Raw genomic sequence first — 17,832 nt, forward strand, 5'->3', positions numbered from 1 at the left:
ATATGCCGTTTCATCACCGATAACGGAGCGGTCGCCCTGCCGCGGGCGGTGCAGTTTGTCAAAAGACTCTTGTGTTTTTTGGCCTTTCTCGCTAATCGCCCCAAATTCGAACCCAAACCGAAGCCCGCCGCCAAGGAAATTAAACGATGGCTAAGAGTAAATTTGAGCGCAACAAGCCGCATGTGAACATTGGCACGATTGGTCACGTTGACCATGGCAAGACGTCGCTGACGGCTGCGATCACGAAGTTTTTCGGCGAATTCCGCGCCTATGACCAGATCGACGCGGCGCCGGAAGAGAAGGCGCGCGGCATCACGATCTCGACCGCGCACGTCGAGTACGAGACGGCCAACCGTCACTACGCCCACGTCGACTGCCCCGGCCACGCCGACTACGTGAAGAACATGATCACCGGTGCCGCCCAGATGGACGGCGCGATCCTGGTCGTGTCGGCTGCTGACGGCCCGATGCCGCAGACCCGCGAGCACATCCTGCTCGCCCGCCAGGTCGGCGTGCCGTCGATCGTGGTGTTCCTCAACAAGGTCGACCAGGTCGACGACGCCGAGCTGCTCGAACTGGTCGAGCTCGAGGTGCGCGAGCTGCTGTCGAAGAACGAATTCCCGGGCGACGACATTCCGATCGTCAAGGGTTCGGCGCTGGCCGCTCTCGAAGACTCCAACAAGGAGATCGGCGAGAACGCGATCCGCAAGCTGATGGAAGAGGTTGACGCCTACATCCCGACGCCGGAGCGTCCGATCGACCAGCCGTTCCTGATGCCGATCGAAGACGTGTTCTCGATCTCGGGCCGCGGCACCGTGGTGACCGGTCGCGTCGAGCGCGGCATCGTCAAGGTCGGCGAGGAACTCGAGATCGTCGGCATCCGTCCGACGACCAAGACGACCTGCACGGGCGTCGAGATGTTCCGCAAGCTGCTCGACCAGGGCCAGGCCGGCGACAACATCGGCGCGCTGCTGCGCGGCGTCGACCGTGAAGGCGTCGAGCGCGGCCAGGTGCTGTGCAAGCCGGGTTCGGTCAAGCCGCACACCAAGTTCAAGGCCGAGGCCTACATCCTGACCAAGGAAGAGGGTGGCCGTCACACGCCGTTCTTCACCAACTACCGTCCGCAGTTCTACTTCCGCACCACGGACGTGACCGGCATCGTGACGCTGCCGGAAGGCACCGAGATGGTCATGCCGGGCGACAACATCACCGTCGACGTGACGCTGATCGTGCCGATCGCCATGGAAGAGAAGCTGCGCTTCGCCATCCGTGAAGGCGGCCGTACCGTCGGCGCCGGCGTCGTGGTCTCGATCACGGAATAAGCTTGCAAGCATGTTGCTTGAGGGAAGGGCGGCTTCGGCCGCCCTTTTTCTTTTGCGGAAGTTGCATCCGCTTTAAGGTTAATCCGACAATCATAGTACGGTGATTGCGAGCGCCCTAGGTATTGCTAGCATAGCGGGCAATAGCGAGCTGAGGGTTGCATGTTGGTCACGCGGCGTTTTCTCGTTACTCACCTGATCGCTCTTGCTGCACTTGCAGCGGTATTTCAGTTTCAATTTGCGTCTGTCGCCGGGGCCTCTGCAAAGAAGGCCACGAACGAAGTGAGCGATTTTCTGCAGCCGATGCAGTTCATCGTGGTGCGCAGCAGCAGCCCCGTCTGCGAGCCGACCTGTCCGCAATGGATCTGGGCAAATGGCGAAATCGTGGGCGATACGCCTCAGCAGTTCCAGCGCCTGTTGAAGACGATCGGAAAACAGCGCCTGCCGGTGGTGATCAACTCGCCCGGAGGTAATGTCGATGCCGCGATGAAGCTTGCCCGAATGATCCGGGGACGGGGGCTTGATACGGCGGTTGGCACCGCGGTCCTGACCGGATGTCCGCCCGAGCGGAAAGACTGCCTCGAAAGGCAAAGGGAAACCGGTGTGTATCTGGGCGTGATCTTGCCCGGCATCTGCGCCTCGGCCTGCCCGCTGATGCTGGCCGGCGGCGTCGAGCGGCTGGCCGGTGAGATCTCCTTTGTCGGTGTTCATCAGATCACGACCACCGTCAGCCGGGAACAGGTACTGTACCGCGAGCGCTACCAGCTCGTGAACGGCAAGAAGCGGGTGACCGAAAGGAAGATCGTCAAGCGAAAGAAGCTGAAGAGCTACAAGACGACGAAGCTCGCCAAGCAGACGAGAATGCAAATGCTCGCCTTCCTGAAGGAAATGGGCATTTCCCAGTCCTATCTCGCGGTGTCGCAAGCTACGTCAGCTGACGACATGAGGCAGCTCACCTGGATGGAGTTGCTGGATCTGAAGTTGATTACGGGGTTCCAGGCGCCGGAGTCGCTTGTTCAGGTCGGCCGTTGCCTGGAACTGCCCAGTGGCGAAAACTGCATCGATCTCCCCGATGCCGGTTCTTCAGGCAAAGACGACAAGACGGCGCTGGAGCCGGAAGGGTCTATGCACTTCGTCGTGGTTCGATCCGCTGAGCCCGGCTGCGAGCCAAATTGTCCGGAGTGGATTGCTGCCGAGGGCTTGATCGATTCAAGGGCGCCTGAGCGGCTTGAAAAGCTTCTGAAGGGAATGGGCAAGCGCAGGCTGCCACTGGTGCTGTCTTCCTCCGGCGGCAATCTCGCGGCTGCAATGGCGCTAGGGCGCCTGGTCCGAAAGGCCGAGCTGACGACGGTGGTCGGTAGCACCGTGATTGACGGGTGTTTGCCGAGCTCACAGTACTGCGGGCCGAATCGCGACCAGTATGTCGGCAGTGCCGTCTCTTCCGGTGGCCGTTGCGTTTTCGGCTGCGTGCTCGTTCTTGCCGGGGGCACGCAGCGACTCGCCGGCTACCAAACCGCCGTGGCATGGAGCCCTCCGTCCGCGTTGAGCAACAATACGAGATTCGCCGTGACTGCCTATCTGGACGAGATGGGCGTGCTTCCTGCCGTGCTCGAAGAAAAAGTTGCCGACAGCCTCGATTCGGATTCTCAGCAGCGCCTCTACACGCAGCAGCTTCTGACGAGCACGAATCTCACCGTCGACTCAGTCGTTGACGGCGACATCTGCCGGCAAACTCCCAGGCCGGCCAACTGCGATGGGTAGCCACAACACCAGCAATCGCTGGCAGCGAGCGTGTGGATAGGGTTTGCGCGCCAAGGGCCGGCCCTATGTCCACCGGGTAACGCCGCAAAATGTTGGCAGATGCCACTTGAAACGCTACGCTCTTTGTGGAATGAAGCAGCCGCGTTAGGGGTATAGCTCAGTTGGTAGAGCGGCGGTCTCCAAAACCGCAGGTCACAGGTTCGAGCCCTGTTGCCCCTGCCAGCATCGCCAAAGGCGATAGCGAATGTCGATATAGCCGTTGTCGGCACGATTGGATGGTTCCGGCAAAAGGCGTTTGGCAAGTAAGACAGGTTTAGGCACTTGCACGTGTCGAGAATCGGTCTTATGTAGGGACAACAGACACGCGGCGCGTGGAGCTGGAGAGCCGGCTTTACGCGCCCCAAATGCATGGGCGGGGTATTCACATTGATTCGTGTGGAGAGCTGCAGCCCGGCAAGGCAACTCCCGGTCAACGGGAACATCCATGGGGTCCGGTTTCCGGGTCTTTGAAAGCAGAGCGGCAGATGGCGTCAAAAACCACCAATCCCTTTACCTTCTTCCAGCAGGTCAGGTCGGAGACGGCAAAGGTTACGTGGCCCTCTCGGCGCGAGACGTTGATTTCGACGATCATGGTTATCGTGTTCGCGATAATCGCGATGATCTTCTTCTTTGCGGCTGACCAGTTGATGGCTTACGCAATTTCGTTGCTGCTCGGCATCGGTCGTTGAACATCGGCGAATACGGAGAAGTCTTGCAATGACCGCGCGTTGGTACATCGTTCACGCTTACTCGAACTTCGAAAAGAAGGTCGCCGAGGACATCGAACACAAGGCCAAGCAGAAGGGCCTGAGCGAACGGATCGAGCAGATCGTCGTTCCGACCGAGAAGGTCGTTGAGGTTCGTCGCGGCAAGAAAGTGGACGCCGAGCGCAAGTTCTTCCCGGGCTATGTGCTGATGAAGGCTGACCTGAATGACGCCGTGATCAGCCTGGTGAAAAATACGCCCCGCGTGACCGGCTTCCTGGGTGAAGACAAGCATACGGCCAAGCCGATGCATATCACCGACAAGGAAGCTGACCGCATCCTGCATCAGGTGCAGGAAGGCGTCGAGCGGCCCAAGCCGTCGGTTACCTTCGAGATCGGCGAGCAGGTTCGCGTCTCGGATGGTCCCTTTGCCTCGTTCAACGGCTTCGTCCAGGAAGTGGACGAGGAGCGTGCGCGGCTCAAGGTGGAGGTTTCGATCTTCGGGCGCGCTGTGCCTGTCGATCTCGAATTCGGGCAGGTCGAGAAGGGCTGACCCGGATTGCCGCACTCCCGTTCGGGGTGGTGCGGCTGGCGGCGGGAGAGCCCGTTCGCCGAAGCGGTGGGAGGATTGTCCGGCTTAGCCGGCCGCGACCGTCCAGACCACCAAACTGCAACCGCTGGAATATTCCGGCTTTAAGTAACAAGGCAGATAGAGATGGCTAAGAAAGTTGCAGGCCAGCTCAAGCTCCAGGTATCCGCGGGTTCGGCCACGCCGTCGCCCCCGATCGGTCCTGCGCTTGGTCAGCGTGGCATCAACATCATGGAATTCTGCAAGGCGTTCAACGCCCAGACGCAGGAAATGGAAAAGGGTTCGCCCGTTCCGGTCGTGATCACCTATTACCAGGACAAGTCGTTCACCTTCGTCATGAAGACGCCGCCGGTGAGCTACTTCCTGAAGAAGGCTGCGAACCTGAAGTCGGGTTCGAAGGAGCCCGGCAAGACGAAGGCCGGCCAGGTCAGCCGCGAGAAGGTTCGCGAGATCGCCGCAGCCAAGATGAAGGACCTGAACGCAAACGACATCGAAGCGGCCATGCGCATGGTCGAGGGCTCTGCCCGTTCGATGGGTCTGGAAGTGGTGGGCTAAGACGATGGCAAAGATTGGAAAGCGCGTAGTCAAGTCCCGCGAAGGCATCGACCCGAACAAGGCCTATGGCCTGGGTGAGGCGATCCAGCTGCTCAAGGACCGTTCGACGGTGAAGTTCGACGAGACCGTCGAAATCGCCATGAATCTCGGCGTCGATCCCCGCCATGCCGACCAGATGGTCCGTGGCGTCGTCAACCTGCCGAACGGCACGGGCCGTACGGTTCGCGTTGCCGTGTTCGCCAAGGATGCCAAGGCTGATGAGGCCCGCGCCGCTGGTGCGGACATCGTGGGTGCCGAGGATCTGGTCGAGATCGTCCAGAAGGGCGAGATCAACTTCGATCGCTGCATCGCCACCCCGGACATGATGCCGCTCGTCGGCCGTCTGGGTAAGGTGCTCGGCCCGCGCGGCATGATGCCGAACCCGAAGGTCGGCACGGTGACCACCGACATCGCCGGCGCCGTCAAGGCGTCGAAGGGCGGTGCGGTTGAGTTCCGCGTCGAAAAGGCCGGTATCGTCCATGGCGGCGTCGGCAAGCTTTCGTTCGACGTCACGGCGCTGGAAGAGAACGTCCGCGCCTTCGCTGATGCGGTCAACAAGGCCAAGCCGTCCGGCGCCAAGGGCGTCTACGTCAAGAAGGTCTCGCTGACCTCGACGATGGGCCCGGGCCTCAAGGTCGACGTGGCCACGCTGGTCACGGCTTGATCTGATGAATTGGGATCAGGCCGCAAGGGCCTGATCCCTAACGAATTCCGGGCCTTCGGGTCCGGATACCGGAAGCGGTAAAACGTTTCCGGACATCCTGTCCGAGATTGCAGGCGGCTCGCCTTAATTCACATGAGCCTGCATGAGACGGGTGAAGACCCGACAAAGGAGCGAGTGCTCCAATGGAAGGTTCGAACCGTGTTTGCCTTTTGCGGCTTCCGGCTTGCCGGAGCGGTGAAAGGGGGCAGGATCCTCGAACGCCGTTCGGGAGATCCGGAAATTCTGGATGTCCTGCCCGGCAGAAGGCAACCCGGCAGTCATTCGTAAGACTGGCTGTCAACTGGAGATAGGCAGTGGATAGAGCGGAAAAGCGCGAGCTCGTCACGCACCTGAACGAAGCGTTCTCGAACGCCGGTTCGGTCGTCGTGGCCCACTATGCCGGCATCACCGTTGCGCAAATGAACGATCTTCGTTCGAAGATGCGCGCAGCTGGTGGCACCGTCAAAGTCGCGAAGAACCGCCTCGCCAAGATCGCCCTTCAGGGTACGGATTCCGAAAAGATCCAGGACCTGTTCATCGGACAGACCCTGGTTGCCTATTCGGAAGATCCGGTTGTCGCACCGAAGATCGCGTCCGAATTCGCCAAGGCGAATGACAAGCTTGTCATTCTCGGTGGTGCAATGGGCTCGACCTCGCTCGATGCAGAAGGCGTCAAGGCTCTCGCAAGCCTGCCGTCGCTCGACGAGCTGCGTGCACGTCTGGTCGGCATGATCAGCACGCCTGCAACCCGGATCGCCCAGGTCGTCAACGCACCGGCAGCTCAGCTTGCCCGCGTGTTTGGCGCCTACGCCCGGAAGGACGAGGCGGCATGAGGCCGTTCCTCGCTGTCATCAACAATTGTTCGAACTTTCAATAAGGAACTGAAAAATGGCTGATCTCGCCAAGATCGTAGAAGACCTGTCGGCCCTGACCGTCCTCGAGGCGGCTGAGCTGTCGAAGATGCTGGAAGAGAAGTGGGGCGTCTCCGCCGCCGCTCCGGTCGCCGTCGCCGCTGTTGCTGGCGCTGCTGCCGCCGCTCCGGCCGAAGAGAAGACCGAATTCGACGTCATCCTGGCTGCTGCCGGCGACAAGAAGATCGAGGTCATCAAGGAAGTCCGCGCCATCACCGGCCTGGGCCTCAAGGAAGCCAAGGACCTGGTCGAAGGCGCTCCGAAGCCGCTCAAGGAAGCCGTTGCCAAGGCCGAAGCCGAGAAGATCAAGGCTCAGCTCGAAGCTGCTGGCGCCAAGGTCGAACTGAAGTAAGCGTTACGCTTGCTGGCGGACGGCGTTCAGCCGTCCGCCATTTCCGCTACGGCGGGCGTGACGCGCAAGTGTCTGGAAAACCTCTTTCCTGAGGGCCGGAAAAGCGGCTTTCAGGAAACGGGTTTTCACCCGTTTTCAGATGGACCGCCGGGCAGGGCGGTCAGAAGTTGCAAGGCGCGAGAGGCCGCGCCCCAAGAGAGGCAGCAAGGAGCGACGATGGCCCAGAACCAGACTTTCAATGGCCGCAGACGCGTACGCAAATTCTTCGGGAACATCCCGGAGGTTGCGGAGATGCCGAACCTTATCGAGGTTCAGAAGGCATCGTATGATCAGTTTCTCATGGTCGAGGAACCGAAGGGCGGGCGCCCTGACGAGGGGCTTCAGGCTGTCTTCAAGTCGGTTTTCCCGATCTCCGATTTCTCTGGCGCGTCGATGCTCGAATTCGTCAAGTACGAGTTCGAAGCCCCCAAGTTCGACGTTGACGAGTGCCGCCAGCGCGACCTGACTTTTGCTGCGCCGCTCAAGGTGACGCTGCGCCTCATCGTGTTCGATATCGACGAGGATACCGGCGCCAAGTCCATCAAGGACATCAAGGAGCAGGACGTCTACATGGGCGACATGCCGCTCATGACGTCGAACGGCACCTTCATCGTCAACGGCACCGAGCGCGTCATCGTTTCGCAGATGCACCGTTCGCCGGGCGTCTTCTTCGACCACGACAAGGGCAAGTCGCACTCGTCCGGCAAGCTGCTCTTTGCCGCACGCGTCATCCCCTATCGCGGCTCGTGGCTCGACATCGAGTTCGACTCGAAGGACATCGTGCACGCCCGTATCGACCGTCGCCGCAAGATCCCGGTGACGTCGCTGCTCATGGCGCTCGGCATGGATGGCGAGGAAATCCTCTCCACCTTCTACAATAAGATCGAGTACAAGCGCTCCGGCGATCACTGGCGCGTGCCTTATAGCGTCGAGCGCTTCAAGGGCCTGAAGGCCGTTGACGACCTCATCGACGCCGACACCGGCGAAGTCGTGGTCGAGGGCGGCAAGAAGATCACCGCGCGTCAGGCTCGTCAGCTTGCCGAAAAGGGCCTCAAGGCCATCAAGGCGACCGAGGACGATCTCTACGGCAGCTACCTGGCCGAGGACATCGTCGACTACCGCACCGGCGAAATCTTCCTCGAAGCCGGCGATGAGATCGACGAGAAGACGCTGAAGACGCTGCTGTCGACCGGCGCTGAGGAATTCACCGTCCTCGACATCGACCACATCAACGTCGGCGGCTACATCCGCAACACGCTTGCGGCCGACAAGAACGAGAGCCGTCAGGACGCGCTGTTCGACATCTACCGCGTCATGCGCCCGGGCGAGCCGCCCACACTCGAAACCGCCGATGCGATGTTCAACTCGCTGTTCTTCGACGCGGACCGCTACGACCTTTCGGCCGTGGGTCGCGTGAAGATGAACATGCGTCTCGACCTCGACTGCCCGGACACCGTGCGCGTTCTGCGCAAGGATGACATCATCGCGGTCGTCAAGACGCTGGTCGAGCTGCGCGACGGCAAGGGCGAGATCGACGACATCGACAACCTCGGTAACCGTCGTGTCCGTTCGGTCGGCGAGCTGATGGAGAACCAGTACCGCGTCGGTCTGCTCCGCATGGAGCGTGCGATCAAGGAACGTATGTCCTCGATCGAGATCGACACGGTCATGCCGCAGGACCTGATCAACGCCAAGCCGGCGGCTGCCGCCGTGCGCGAGTTCTTCGGTTCCTCGCAGCTGTCGCAGTTCATGGACCAGACCAACCCGCTGTCGGAAATCACCCACAAGCGCCGTTTGTCGGCACTTGGACCCGGCGGTCTGACCCGCGAGCGCGCTGGCTTCGAAGTCCGCGACGTTCACCCGACGCACTACGGACGTATCTGCCCGATTGAGACGCCGGAAGGCCCGAACATCGGTCTGATCAACTCGCTCGCGACCTTCGCCCGCGTCAACAAGTACGGGTTCATCGAGACTCCGTATCGCAAGATCGTGGACGGCAAGGTCTCGCCGGATGTCGTCTATCTGTCGGCGATGGAAGAGGCCAAGCACTACGTCGCCCAGGCAAACGCCGACCTCGACGCCGAAGGCCGCTTCTCTGAAGAGTTCGTCATCTGCCGCCACGCCGGCGAAGTGATGATGGCTCCGCGCGAAAACGTCGACCTTATGGACGTGTCGCCCAAGCAGCTCGTTTCGGTTGCCGCGGCGCTCATCCCGTTCCTCGAGAACGACGACGCCAACCGCGCTCTGATGGGCTCGAACATGCAGCGTCAGGCCGTGCCGCTGGTGCGTGCCGAGGCTCCGTTCGTCGGCACCGGCATGGAGCCGGTCGTTGCCCGCGACTCTGGCGCTGCTATCGCTGCCCGCCGTGGCGGTATCGTCGACCAGGTGGACGCGACCCGTATCGTTATCCGCGCGACGGAAGATCTCGATCCGGGCAAATCCGGCGTCGACATCTACCGCCTGATGAAGTTCCAGCGCTCGAACCAGAACACCTGCATCAACCAGCGTCCGCTGGTGAATGTCGGTGACCCGATCGAGAAGGGCGACATCATCGCCGACGGCCCGTCGACCGACCTGGGCGATCTGGCTCTCGGCCGTAACGTGCTCGTCGCGTTCATGCCGTGGAACGGCTACAACTACGAGGACTCGATCCTCCTGTCCGAACGCATCGTCGCCGACGACGTCTTCACCTCGATCCACATCGAGGAGTTCGAGGTCATGGCGCGCGATACGAAGCTCGGGCCTGAGGAAATCACGCGCGACATTCCGAACGTTTCGGAAGAAGCGCTGAAGAACCTCGACGAAGCCGGCATCGTCTACATCGGTGCGGAAGTGCAGCCGGGTGACATCCTCGTCGGCAAGATCACGCCGAAGGGCGAAAGCCCGATGACGCCGGAAGAGAAGCTTCTGCGCGCCATCTTCGGTGAAAAGGCGTCCGACGTCCGTGACACCTCCATGCGCATGCCGCCCGGAGCTTACGGCACGGTCGTGGAAGTTCGCGTCTTCAACCGCCACGGCGTGGAGAAGGACGAGCGCGCCATGGCGATCGAGCGCGAGGAAATCGAGCGTCTCGCCAAGGACCGTGACGACGAGCAGGCGATTCTTGACCGCAACGTGTACAGCCGTCTGGCCGACACGCTGCAGGGCAAGGAAGCCATTGCGGGTCCGAAGGGCTTCAAGAAGGGTACCGTTCTGAGCCGCGAAGCTCTGACCGACTATCCGCGTTCGCAGTGGTGGCAGTTCGCCGTCGAGGACGAGAAGCTTCAGAGCGAGCTCGAGGCTCTGCGCGGCCAGTACGACGACTCCAAGAAGGCGCTCGAACAGCGCTTCATGGACAAGGTCGAGAAGGTGCAGCGTGGCGACGAGATGCCGCCCGGCGTCATGAAGATGGTCAAGGTCTTCGTGGCTGTGAAGCGCAAGATGCAGCCCGGCGATAAGATGGCCGGCCGTCACGGCAACAAGGGTGTCGTGTCGCGCATCGTTCCGGTCGAGGACATGCCGTTCCTCGAAGACGGTACGCATGCCGACATCGTGCTCAACCCGCTGGGCGTGCCGTCGCGCATGAACGTCGGCCAGATTCTGGAGACGCATCTGGGCTGGGCCTGCTCGGGCATGGGTAAGAAGATCGGGCAGCTGATCGAGGCGTACAAGGCGGGCGGCAATATCCAGCCGCTGCGCGATACGATCGAGAGCATCATCCCGGACAACGACCGCAACGAGCCGGTTCGCAGCTTCGACGACGAGAGCATCGTTCGTCTCGGCGAGCAGATGAAGCGCGGCGTGTCGATCGCGACCCCGGTGTTCGACGGTGCGCACGAGGCTGACATCAACTCTATGCTGGCCCAGGCGGGCATGCATACGAGCGGTCAGTCGCAGCTGTACGACGGACGCACGGGCGAGCCGTTCGATCGCAAGGTGACGATGGGCTATATCTATATGCTCAAGCTTCACCACCTCGTGGACGACAAGATCCACGCGCGTTCGATCGGCCCGTACTCGCTCGTCACCCAGCAGCCGCTGGGCGGCAAGGCGCAGTTCGGCGGCCAGCGCTTCGGCGAAATGGAGGTCTGGGCGCTCGAAGCCTACGGCGCCGCCTACACGCTGCAGGAAATGCTGACCGTGAAGTCGGACGACGTGGCTGGCCGTACCAAGGTCTACGAGGCGATCGTGCGTGGCGACGACTCCTTCGAGGCAGGCATTCCCGAGAGCTTCAACGTTCTCGTCAAGGAAATGCGCTCGCTGGGTCTCAACGTCGAGCTGGAGAACACCCGCGTCGAGGATGCTCCGGCACAGTTGCCCGACGCGGCCGAGTAAGAGGCAAATGGCGCGCCGCGGAGCCGAAAAGCTCCGCGGCGTAGCCGCCAGAAATTCAGGCCGGGATTTTCCGGCCGCACGCATGGATCCGGTGACGCCGACAGAGCGGCGGTGTTCGGCAGGATCGTTAGGGGCTTGACGCCCACCTATTTTCGACTGGGGCCTTCGGTCCCGAGAAGGAGAACGACATGAACCAAGAGGTCATGAATCTCTTCAACAACAACGCCCCGGCGCAGGTGTTCGATTCCATCCGGATTTCGCTCGCCAGCCCGGAGAAGATCCTTTCCTGGTCGTTCGGCGAGATCAAGAAGCCGGAGACGATCAACTACCGTACGTTCAAGCCGGAACGTGACGGCCTGTTCTGCGCGCGCATCTTTGGCCCGATCAAGGACTACGAGTGCCTGTGCGGCAAGTACAAGCGCATGAAGTACAAGGGCGTCATCTGCGAGAAGTGCGGCGTGGAAGTGACGCTGTCGCGCGTTCGTCGCGAGCGCATGGGCCACATCGAGCTCGCCGCGCCTGTCGCCCACATCTGGTTCCTGAAGTCGCTGCCCTCGCGCATCGGCACGCTGCTCGACATGACGCTCAAGGACATTGAGCGCGTTCTCTACTTCGAGAACTACATCGTCACCGAGCCGGGCCTGACGGCGCTGAAGGAAAACCAGCTCCTCTCCGAAGAAGAGTACATGATCGCCGTCGACGAGTACGGCGAGGACCAGTTCACGGCCATGATCGGCGCCGAAGCCATTCATGAGCTGCTGGCCAGCATGGACCTGGAGAAGATCGCGGGCGAACTGCGTTCGGAGCTTGCCTCGACGACCTCGGAGCTGAAGCAGAAGAAGCTGCTCAAGCGCCTGAAGGTGGTCGAGAACTTCATGGAATCCGGCAACCGTCCGGAATGGATGATCATGAAGGTCGTCCCGGTGATCCCGCCGGACCTGCGTCCGCTGGTGCCGCTGGACGGCGGCCGTTTCGCGACGTCGGACCTGAACGATCTCTATCGCCGCGTCATCAACCGTAACAACCGTCTGAAGCGCCTCATCGAGCTGCGCGCCCCGGGCATCATCATCCGCAACGAAAAGCGCATGCTGCAGGAAGCTGTGGACGCGCTGTTCGACAACGGCCGTCGTGGCCGCGTCATCACCGGCGCCAACAAGCGTCCGCTGAAGTCGCTGTCCGACATGCTCAAGGGCAAGCAGGGCCGCTTCCGTCAGAACCTGCTCGGCAAGCGCGTCGACTATTCGGGCCGTTCGGTCATCGTGACCGGTCCGGAGCTCAAGCTGCATCAGTGCGGCCTGCCGAAGAAGATGGCGCTCGAGCTGTTCAAGCCGTTCATCTATGCGCGCCTTGACGCCAAGGGCTATTCGTCCACCGTCAAGCAGGCCAAGAAGCTGGTCGAGAAGGAAAAGCCGGAAGTCTGGGATATCCTGGACGAGGTCATCCGCGAGCATCCGGTTCTGCTGAACCGCGCTCCGACGCTGCACCGCCTCGGCATCCAGGCCTTCGAACCCACGCTGATCGAAGGCAAGGCGATCCAGCTTCACCCGCTCGTCTGCACGGCCTTCAACGCCGACTTCGACGGCGACCAGATGGCCGTCCACGTGCCGCTGTCGCTCGAAGCCCAGCTTGAAGCCCGCGTTCTGATGATGTCGACCAACAACATCCTGCACCCGGCCTCCGGCGCGCCGATCATCGTGCCGTCGCAGGACATGGTGCTGGGTCTGTACTACCTGTCGATCGTCAACCAGAACGAGCCGGGCGAGGGCATGGTGTTTGCCGACATGGGCGAACTCCAGCACGCGCTCGAGACCAAGGCCGTCACGCTGCACGCCAAGATCAAGGGCCGCTTCAAGACGGTCGACGCGGAAGGCAACGTCGTGTCCAAGATCTATGACACGACCCCGGGCCGCATGATCCTCGGCGAACTGCTGCCGAAGAACGTCAATGTGCCGTTCGAGACCTGCAACCAGGAGATGACCAAGAAGAACATCTCCAAGATGATCGACACCGTCTACCGCCACTGCGGTCAGAAGGAGACGGTCATTTTCTGCGATCGCATCATGGCACTCGGCTTCGCCCATGCCTGCCGCGCCGGCATTTCGTTCGGCAAGGACGACATGGTCATTCCGGACACCAAGCACAAGCTTGTCGCCGAGACCGAAGCTTTGGCCAAGGAATACGAGCAGCAGTACAATGACGGCCTGATCACTCAGGGCGAGAAGTACAACAAGGTGGTCGACGCCTGGGCCAAGTGCTCGGAAAAGGTCGCCGACGAGATGATGGCCCGTATTAAGGCCGTCGAGTTCGAGGACAGCGGCCGTCAGAAGCCGATGAACTCGATCTACATGATGTCGCACTCCGGTGCGCGTGGCTCGCCGACCCAGATGCGTCAGCTCGCCGGCATGCGCGGCCTCATGGCCAAGCCGTCGGGCGAAATCATCGAGACGCCGATCATCTCGAACTTCAAGGAAGGCCTCACCGTTCTCGAGTACTTCAACTCGACCCACGGCGCCCGTAAGGGTCTGGCCGACACCGCTCTGAAGACCGCGAACTCCGGCTACCTGACCCGTCGTCTCGTCGACGTGGCGCAGGACTGCATCGTCAACTCGATCGACTGCGGCACCGACAAGGGCCTCACCATGCAGCCGATCGTCGATGCCGGCCAGGTGGTCGCCTCGCTCGGCCAGCGCATCCTCGGCCGTACCGCGCTCGACGACATCAATCACCCGCTGACGGGCGATGTGATCGTCAAGGCCGGCACGCTGATGGACGAGCGCGACATCGAGCAGATCGAGAAGGCCAGTATCCAGTCGGTCCGCATCCGCTCGGCACTGACCTGCGAGGTCAAGGTCGGCGTCTGCGCCGTCTGCTACGGTCGCGACCTTGCTCGCGGAACCCCGGTCAACCAGGGTGAAGCGGTCGGCGTCATCGCCGCGCAGTCGATCGGCGAGCCGGGCACCCAGCTCACCATGCGTACCTTCCACATGGGCGGCACGGCGCAGGTGGTCGACACCTCCTTCCTCGAAGCTTCGTATGAAGGCACGGTGCAGATCCGTAACCGCAACGTGGTGCGCAATTCCGACGGCAACCTGGTGGTGATGGGCCGCAACATGGCGGTCCTGATCCTCGACGAGGCCGGCAAGGAGCGCGCGGCACACCGCGTCACCTACGGTTCGCGCGTCTATGTGGACGATGGCGACAAGGTCAAGCGCGGTCAGCGTATCGCCGAGTGGGATCCGTATACCCGCCCGATCATGACCGAAATCGAGGGGCGCGTGTCGTTCGAAGACCTGGTCGACGGTATCTCCGTTCAGGAAACCGCCGACGAGTCGACCGGTATCACCAAGCGCGAGGTTATAGACTGGCGGTCCACGCCGCGCGGTTCCGACCTCAAGCCGGCGATCACCATCCTCGACTCGAAGGGTAAGGTCGGCAAGCTGTCGAAGGGTGGCGATGCTCGCTTCATGCTCTCGGTCGAGGCCATTCTGTCGGTCGAGCCGGGCTCCCATGTGAAGCCGGGTGACGTGCTGGCACGTATCCCGATGGAAAGCGCGAAGACGAAGGACATCACCGGCGGTCTGCCGCGCGTTGCCGAACTCTTCGAGGCCCGTCGTCCGAAGGATCACGCCATCATCGCCGAGATCGACGGTACGATCCGCTTCGGCCGCGACTACAAGAACAAGCGCCGCATCATCATCGAGCCGCATGACTCGACGCTTGAGCCGGTCGAGTACCTGATCCCGAAGGGCAAGCCGTTCCATCTCCAGGACGGCGACGCCATCGAGAAGGGCGACTACATCCTCGACGGCAACCCGGCACCGCACGACATCCTGGCGATCAAGGGCGTGGAGGCTCTGGCTTCCTACCTCGTCAACGAAATCCAGGAAGTTTACCGACTGCAGGGCGTGTCCATCAATGACAAGCACATCGAGGTCATCGTCCGTCAGATGCTGCAGAAGATCGAGATCACCGCTCAGGGCGACTCGGTCTACATCCCGGGCGACCATGTCGACGTGATCGAGTTCGACGAGGTCAACGAGCGTCTGGTCGAAGAAGGCAAGAAGCCTGCGGAAGGTCAGCCGGTGCTGCTCGGCATCACCAAGGCCTCGCTGCAGACGCCGTCCTTCATCTCTGCCGCCTCCTTCCAGGAGACGACGCGAGTGCTCACCGAGGCAGCTGTCGCCGGCAAGACCGACATGCTGCAGGGCCTGAAGGAAAACGTCATCGTCGGCCGTCTCATCCCGGCCGGCACCGGCGGTCAGATGAACCAGATTCGTCGCATTGCGACGCATCGCGACGAGCTGATCCTCGACGAGCGCCGCAAGGGTTCGGGCGTGGAAGTCGCAGAGCCGATGCTGACCGATATGGTCAACGCCGCCCAGTAAGGGCACGCGATCAAAGCACGAAACAAAAGGCCGCCGGGCTGACCCGGCGGCCTTTTTTCTGCAAGCTGTGGACATTCTTCATACGAAAGCGAGGCGGCCCCCAAATGGGGGGTGACGGTTCCACCCTTAGTTTGGTATTAGTAGAGAAGGGTGCCTAGGGTTGCAGGCAGGCTGCGCCGGACAGGCTGTGGGGAGCATATCCGGAATTTGGGAATGAGACGTGTCGTGATTCCGCCAGCAGGGGTGTTGGGGGTCGACTGAATTCGATCACGCGGTTCCGACGGGCGGCTTTGCCGCTCCGACCGCGCTTTGACCGCCCGGTTGTGCCCCATCCGGGCGGTCTTTTTGTTTTCGCTTTTTCTGTTCGTCTTCGCAGTCGTGCAGGGCAGGGCTGCAACCAGACGATTCTAGGATTCGGCTACCCGACCCGCAGCCGACCGTCAGAGGTTTTCGTCGAAGGTTATAATGGAGACTTCGCCTTCGAGCGCGCCCTGGAAGGCCGAAATATGCGGCTCGTCATCGGGTTCGCCTTGCATGTCGCCGATCTGGTCGAGTTCGGCCTCCGCGTAACCTTCCTTCGCGAGAGCTTCGAGTGCCTGACGCACAGCCGAGTCGTCATCGGGCGCAACCAGCATGACATGGACGCCTTCGGACTTGCCGCCTTTGTGGCGCCATACCCTACCGGTAATGATCGTGACGGGCCGTTCCTCATTGTCGTTCATGACGTGATTCCTTGCTTGCAGGGCCTCGGCGGCGTCGCTACACCGTCGTTCTCGGGCTTTTCGCATGAAGCTAGGGCCGGCGACAGACAAAAGCGCGTCACATTCTGCTTCGCAGATGCGAAATGACGCAAGATTATGTCGTGGCACTGAACCGAAGCCGCCAAAGCGCTGTTTTGTTAACGTTTCGCGCGCTGTGGGGTTGACGATACCCGGTCTTGCGCGTATTACCCGCCTCGTCTGAACCCATGTGAGGTCTGGCTTTCCGGAGCGACGCGCTCTGGAGTTTGCCTCAAACAAGGTTCGTTTTACGAGCGACTACACATTTCCGGCGTGCACGAAGCGGCTTCGCTTCCTCTGCTTTTGTTCGGGCGCCCCGCGAAGAAGTGGGTTGTGGCCCGAATTTCCGTATGGCAATGCCGCTTGAAGCCGCCCGTGAATGGGCTCGAGACATCGAATTGAGAGACAAGAGGGTTTAATGCCTACCGTCAACCAGCTGATCCGCAAGCCGCGCATTGCGCCGGTGAAGCGCAATAAGGTTCCGGCCATGCAGGCCAATCCGCAGAAGCGCGGTGTCTGCACGCGCGTCTACACGACGACGCCGAAGAAGCCGAACTCGGCGCTGCGCAAGGTCGCGAAGATCCGCCTGACCAACGGCTTTGAAGTGATTGGCTACATTCCTGGCGAAGGTCACAACCTTCAGGAGCACTCCGTGGTCATGATCCGCGGCGGCCGCGTGAAGGATCTTCCGGGTGTGCGCTATCACATCATCCGCGGCGTGCTTGACACGCAGGGCGTGAAGAATCGCAAGCAGCGTCGTTCGAAGTACGGCGCCAAGCGTCCGAAGTAAGATTTATCGGCTCCGGCGCACTGTAGTCGCGTCGAGCTTCGAAGTTGAGAGACGAGAAACATGTCCCGACGCCACAGTGCAGAGAAGCGTGAGATCAACCCGGATCCGAAGTTCGGTGATCTGGTCATCACGAAGTTCATGAACGCCGTCATGTACGACGGCAAGAAGTCGGTCGCCGAAACGATCGTTTACGGTGCGCTTGATCAGGTTCAGGCCAAGACCAAGCAGGAGCCGGTCGCCCTGTTCCATCAGGCCCTCGACAACGTCGCCCCGCACATCGAAGTGCGTTCGCGTCGCGTCGGTGGTGCGACCTACCAGGTTCCGGTCGACGTCCGTCCGGAGCGCCGTCAGGCTCTCGCCATCCGTTGGCTGATCACGGCTGCCCGCAACCGCAACGAGACGACCATGGTCGACCGTCTGTCGGGCGAGCTGCTGGACGCAGCCAACAATCGCGGCACCGCCGTCAAGAAGCGTGAAGACACGCACAAGATGGCTGAAGCCAACCGCGCCTTCGCGCACTACCGCTGGTAACAGCGCGAACGAACGATTGAGA

General features: G+C 61.5%; 13 protein-coding genes and 1 tRNA gene. 13 read left to right on the plus strand and 1 reads right to left on the minus strand.

The features are described from left to right. The first annotated feature begins 146 nt into the window (after nt 1–146). The 11 genes from tuf to rpoC all read left to right on the plus strand — a co-directional run bounded on the left by tuf (nt 147) and on the right by rpoC (nt 15,710). Nucleotides 147–1,322 (plus strand): elongation factor Tu, encoded by a 1,176-nt coding sequence (tuf, locus tag C7I85_RS03100; RefSeq protein ID WP_106722461.1) that lies wholly within the window; start codon nt 147–149, stop codon nt 1,320–1,322. Between the two features lie 159 nt (nt 1,323–1,481). Further along, complete coding sequence (locus tag C7I85_RS03105) at nt 1,482–3,080, plus strand: hypothetical protein (RefSeq protein WP_106722462.1); 1,599 nt, start codon at nt 1,482–1,484, stop codon at nt 3,078–3,080. A 146-nt stretch (nt 3,081–3,226) separates the two neighbouring features. Next, nucleotides 3,227–3,302 (plus strand) — tRNA-Trp (locus tag C7I85_RS03110). Nucleotides 3,303–3,604: 302 nt separating this feature from the next. Further along, entirely contained in the window at nt 3,605–3,808 is a 204-nt protein-coding gene (gene secE, locus C7I85_RS03115; RefSeq protein WP_106722463.1) for a preprotein translocase subunit SecE, read from the plus strand. Nucleotides 3,809–3,836: 28 nt separating this feature from the next. After that, complete coding sequence (gene nusG, locus C7I85_RS03120) at nt 3,837–4,376, plus strand: transcription termination/antitermination protein NusG (protein ID WP_106722464.1); 540 nt, start codon at nt 3,837–3,839, stop codon at nt 4,374–4,376. A gap of 162 nt (nt 4,377–4,538) precedes the next feature. Beyond that, entirely contained in the window at nt 4,539–4,967 is a 429-nt protein-coding gene (gene rplK / locus C7I85_RS03125; RefSeq protein ID WP_106722465.1) for a 50S ribosomal protein L11, read from the plus strand. Nucleotides 4,968–4,971: 4 nt separating this feature from the next. Continuing rightward, complete coding sequence (rplA, locus tag C7I85_RS03130; RefSeq protein ID WP_106722466.1) at nt 4,972–5,670, plus strand: 50S ribosomal protein L1; 699 nt, start codon at nt 4,972–4,974, stop codon at nt 5,668–5,670. Nucleotides 5,671–6,023: 353 nt separating this feature from the next. Next, the gene (gene rplJ, locus C7I85_RS03135; protein ID WP_106722467.1) at nt 6,024–6,542 is read left to right on the plus strand and encodes a 50S ribosomal protein L10; all 519 of its coding nucleotides are present in this window, start codon (nt 6,024–6,026) and stop codon (nt 6,540–6,542) included. 55 nt (nt 6,543–6,597) lie between these two features. Next, complete coding sequence (gene rplL, locus C7I85_RS03140) at nt 6,598–6,972, plus strand: 50S ribosomal protein L7/L12 (RefSeq protein ID WP_106722468.1); 375 nt, start codon at nt 6,598–6,600, stop codon at nt 6,970–6,972. Between the two features lie 216 nt (nt 6,973–7,188). Further along, nucleotides 7,189–11,325: a DNA-directed RNA polymerase subunit beta gene (gene rpoB / locus C7I85_RS03145; RefSeq protein WP_106722469.1), complete on the plus strand. Its 4,137-nt coding sequence runs from the start codon at nt 7,189–7,191 to the stop codon at nt 11,323–11,325. Nucleotides 11,326–11,513: 188 nt separating this feature from the next. Further along, nucleotides 11,514–15,710 (plus strand): DNA-directed RNA polymerase subunit beta', encoded by a 4,197-nt coding sequence (gene rpoC, locus C7I85_RS03150; protein ID WP_106722470.1) that lies wholly within the window; start codon nt 11,514–11,516, stop codon nt 15,708–15,710. Nucleotides 15,711–16,150: 440 nt separating this feature from the next. Here rpoC and C7I85_RS03155 read toward each other — a convergent pair whose 3' ends face one another. Beyond that, nucleotides 16,151–16,432 (minus strand): transcriptional regulator, encoded by a 282-nt coding sequence (locus C7I85_RS03155; protein ID WP_106722471.1) that lies wholly within the window; start codon nt 16,430–16,432, stop codon nt 16,151–16,153. 475 nt (nt 16,433–16,907) lie between these two features. Between C7I85_RS03155 and rpsL the strand changes: the two genes are divergently transcribed. Both rpsL and rpsG read left to right on the plus strand, forming a co-directional pair. After that, nucleotides 16,908–17,279, plus strand: coding sequence for a 30S ribosomal protein S12 (gene rpsL / locus C7I85_RS03160; protein ID WP_008837709.1), 372 nt, complete (start codon nt 16,908–16,910; stop codon nt 17,277–17,279). Nucleotides 17,280–17,339: 60 nt separating this feature from the next. Then, the gene (gene rpsG / locus C7I85_RS03165; RefSeq protein ID WP_106722472.1) at nt 17,340–17,810 is read left to right on the plus strand and encodes a 30S ribosomal protein S7; all 471 of its coding nucleotides are present in this window, start codon (nt 17,340–17,342) and stop codon (nt 17,808–17,810) included. Nucleotides 17,811–17,832 lie beyond the last annotated feature (22 nt).

This window comes from Pseudaminobacter soli (ex Li et al. 2025) (assembly GCF_003012705.1).
Classification (GTDB): domain Bacteria; phylum Pseudomonadota; class Alphaproteobacteria; order Rhizobiales; family Rhizobiaceae; genus Pseudaminobacter; species Pseudaminobacter soli.

Coding starts and splice junctions, on each gene's coding strand:
- tuf (WP_106722461.1), top strand. CDS start 147: ATGGCTAAGAGTAAATTTGAGCGCAACAAGCCGCATGTGAACATTGGC.
- C7I85_RS03105 (WP_106722462.1), top strand. CDS start 1,482: ATGTTGGTCACGCGGCGTTTTCTCGTTACTCACCTGATCGCTCTTGCT.
- secE (WP_106722463.1), top strand. CDS start 3,605: ATGGCGTCAAAAACCACCAATCCCTTTACCTTCTTCCAGCAGGTCAGG.
- nusG (WP_106722464.1), top strand. CDS start 3,837: ATGACCGCGCGTTGGTACATCGTTCACGCTTACTCGAACTTCGAAAAG.
- rplK (WP_106722465.1), top strand. CDS start 4,539: ATGGCTAAGAAAGTTGCAGGCCAGCTCAAGCTCCAGGTATCCGCGGGT.
- rplA (WP_106722466.1), top strand. CDS start 4,972: ATGGCAAAGATTGGAAAGCGCGTAGTCAAGTCCCGCGAAGGCATCGAC.
- rplL (WP_106722468.1), top strand. CDS start 6,598: ATGGCTGATCTCGCCAAGATCGTAGAAGACCTGTCGGCCCTGACCGTC.
- rpoB (WP_106722469.1), top strand. CDS start 7,189: ATGGCCCAGAACCAGACTTTCAATGGCCGCAGACGCGTACGCAAATTC.
- rpoC (WP_106722470.1), top strand. CDS start 11,514: ATGAACCAAGAGGTCATGAATCTCTTCAACAACAACGCCCCGGCGCAG.
- C7I85_RS03155 (WP_106722471.1), bottom strand. CDS start 16,432: ATGAACGACAATGAGGAACGGCCCGTCACGATCATTACCGGTAGGGTA.
- rpsL (WP_008837709.1), top strand. CDS start 16,908: ATGCCTACCGTCAACCAGCTGATCCGCAAGCCGCGCATTGCGCCGGTG.
- rpsG (WP_106722472.1), top strand. CDS start 17,340: ATGTCCCGACGCCACAGTGCAGAGAAGCGTGAGATCAACCCGGATCCG.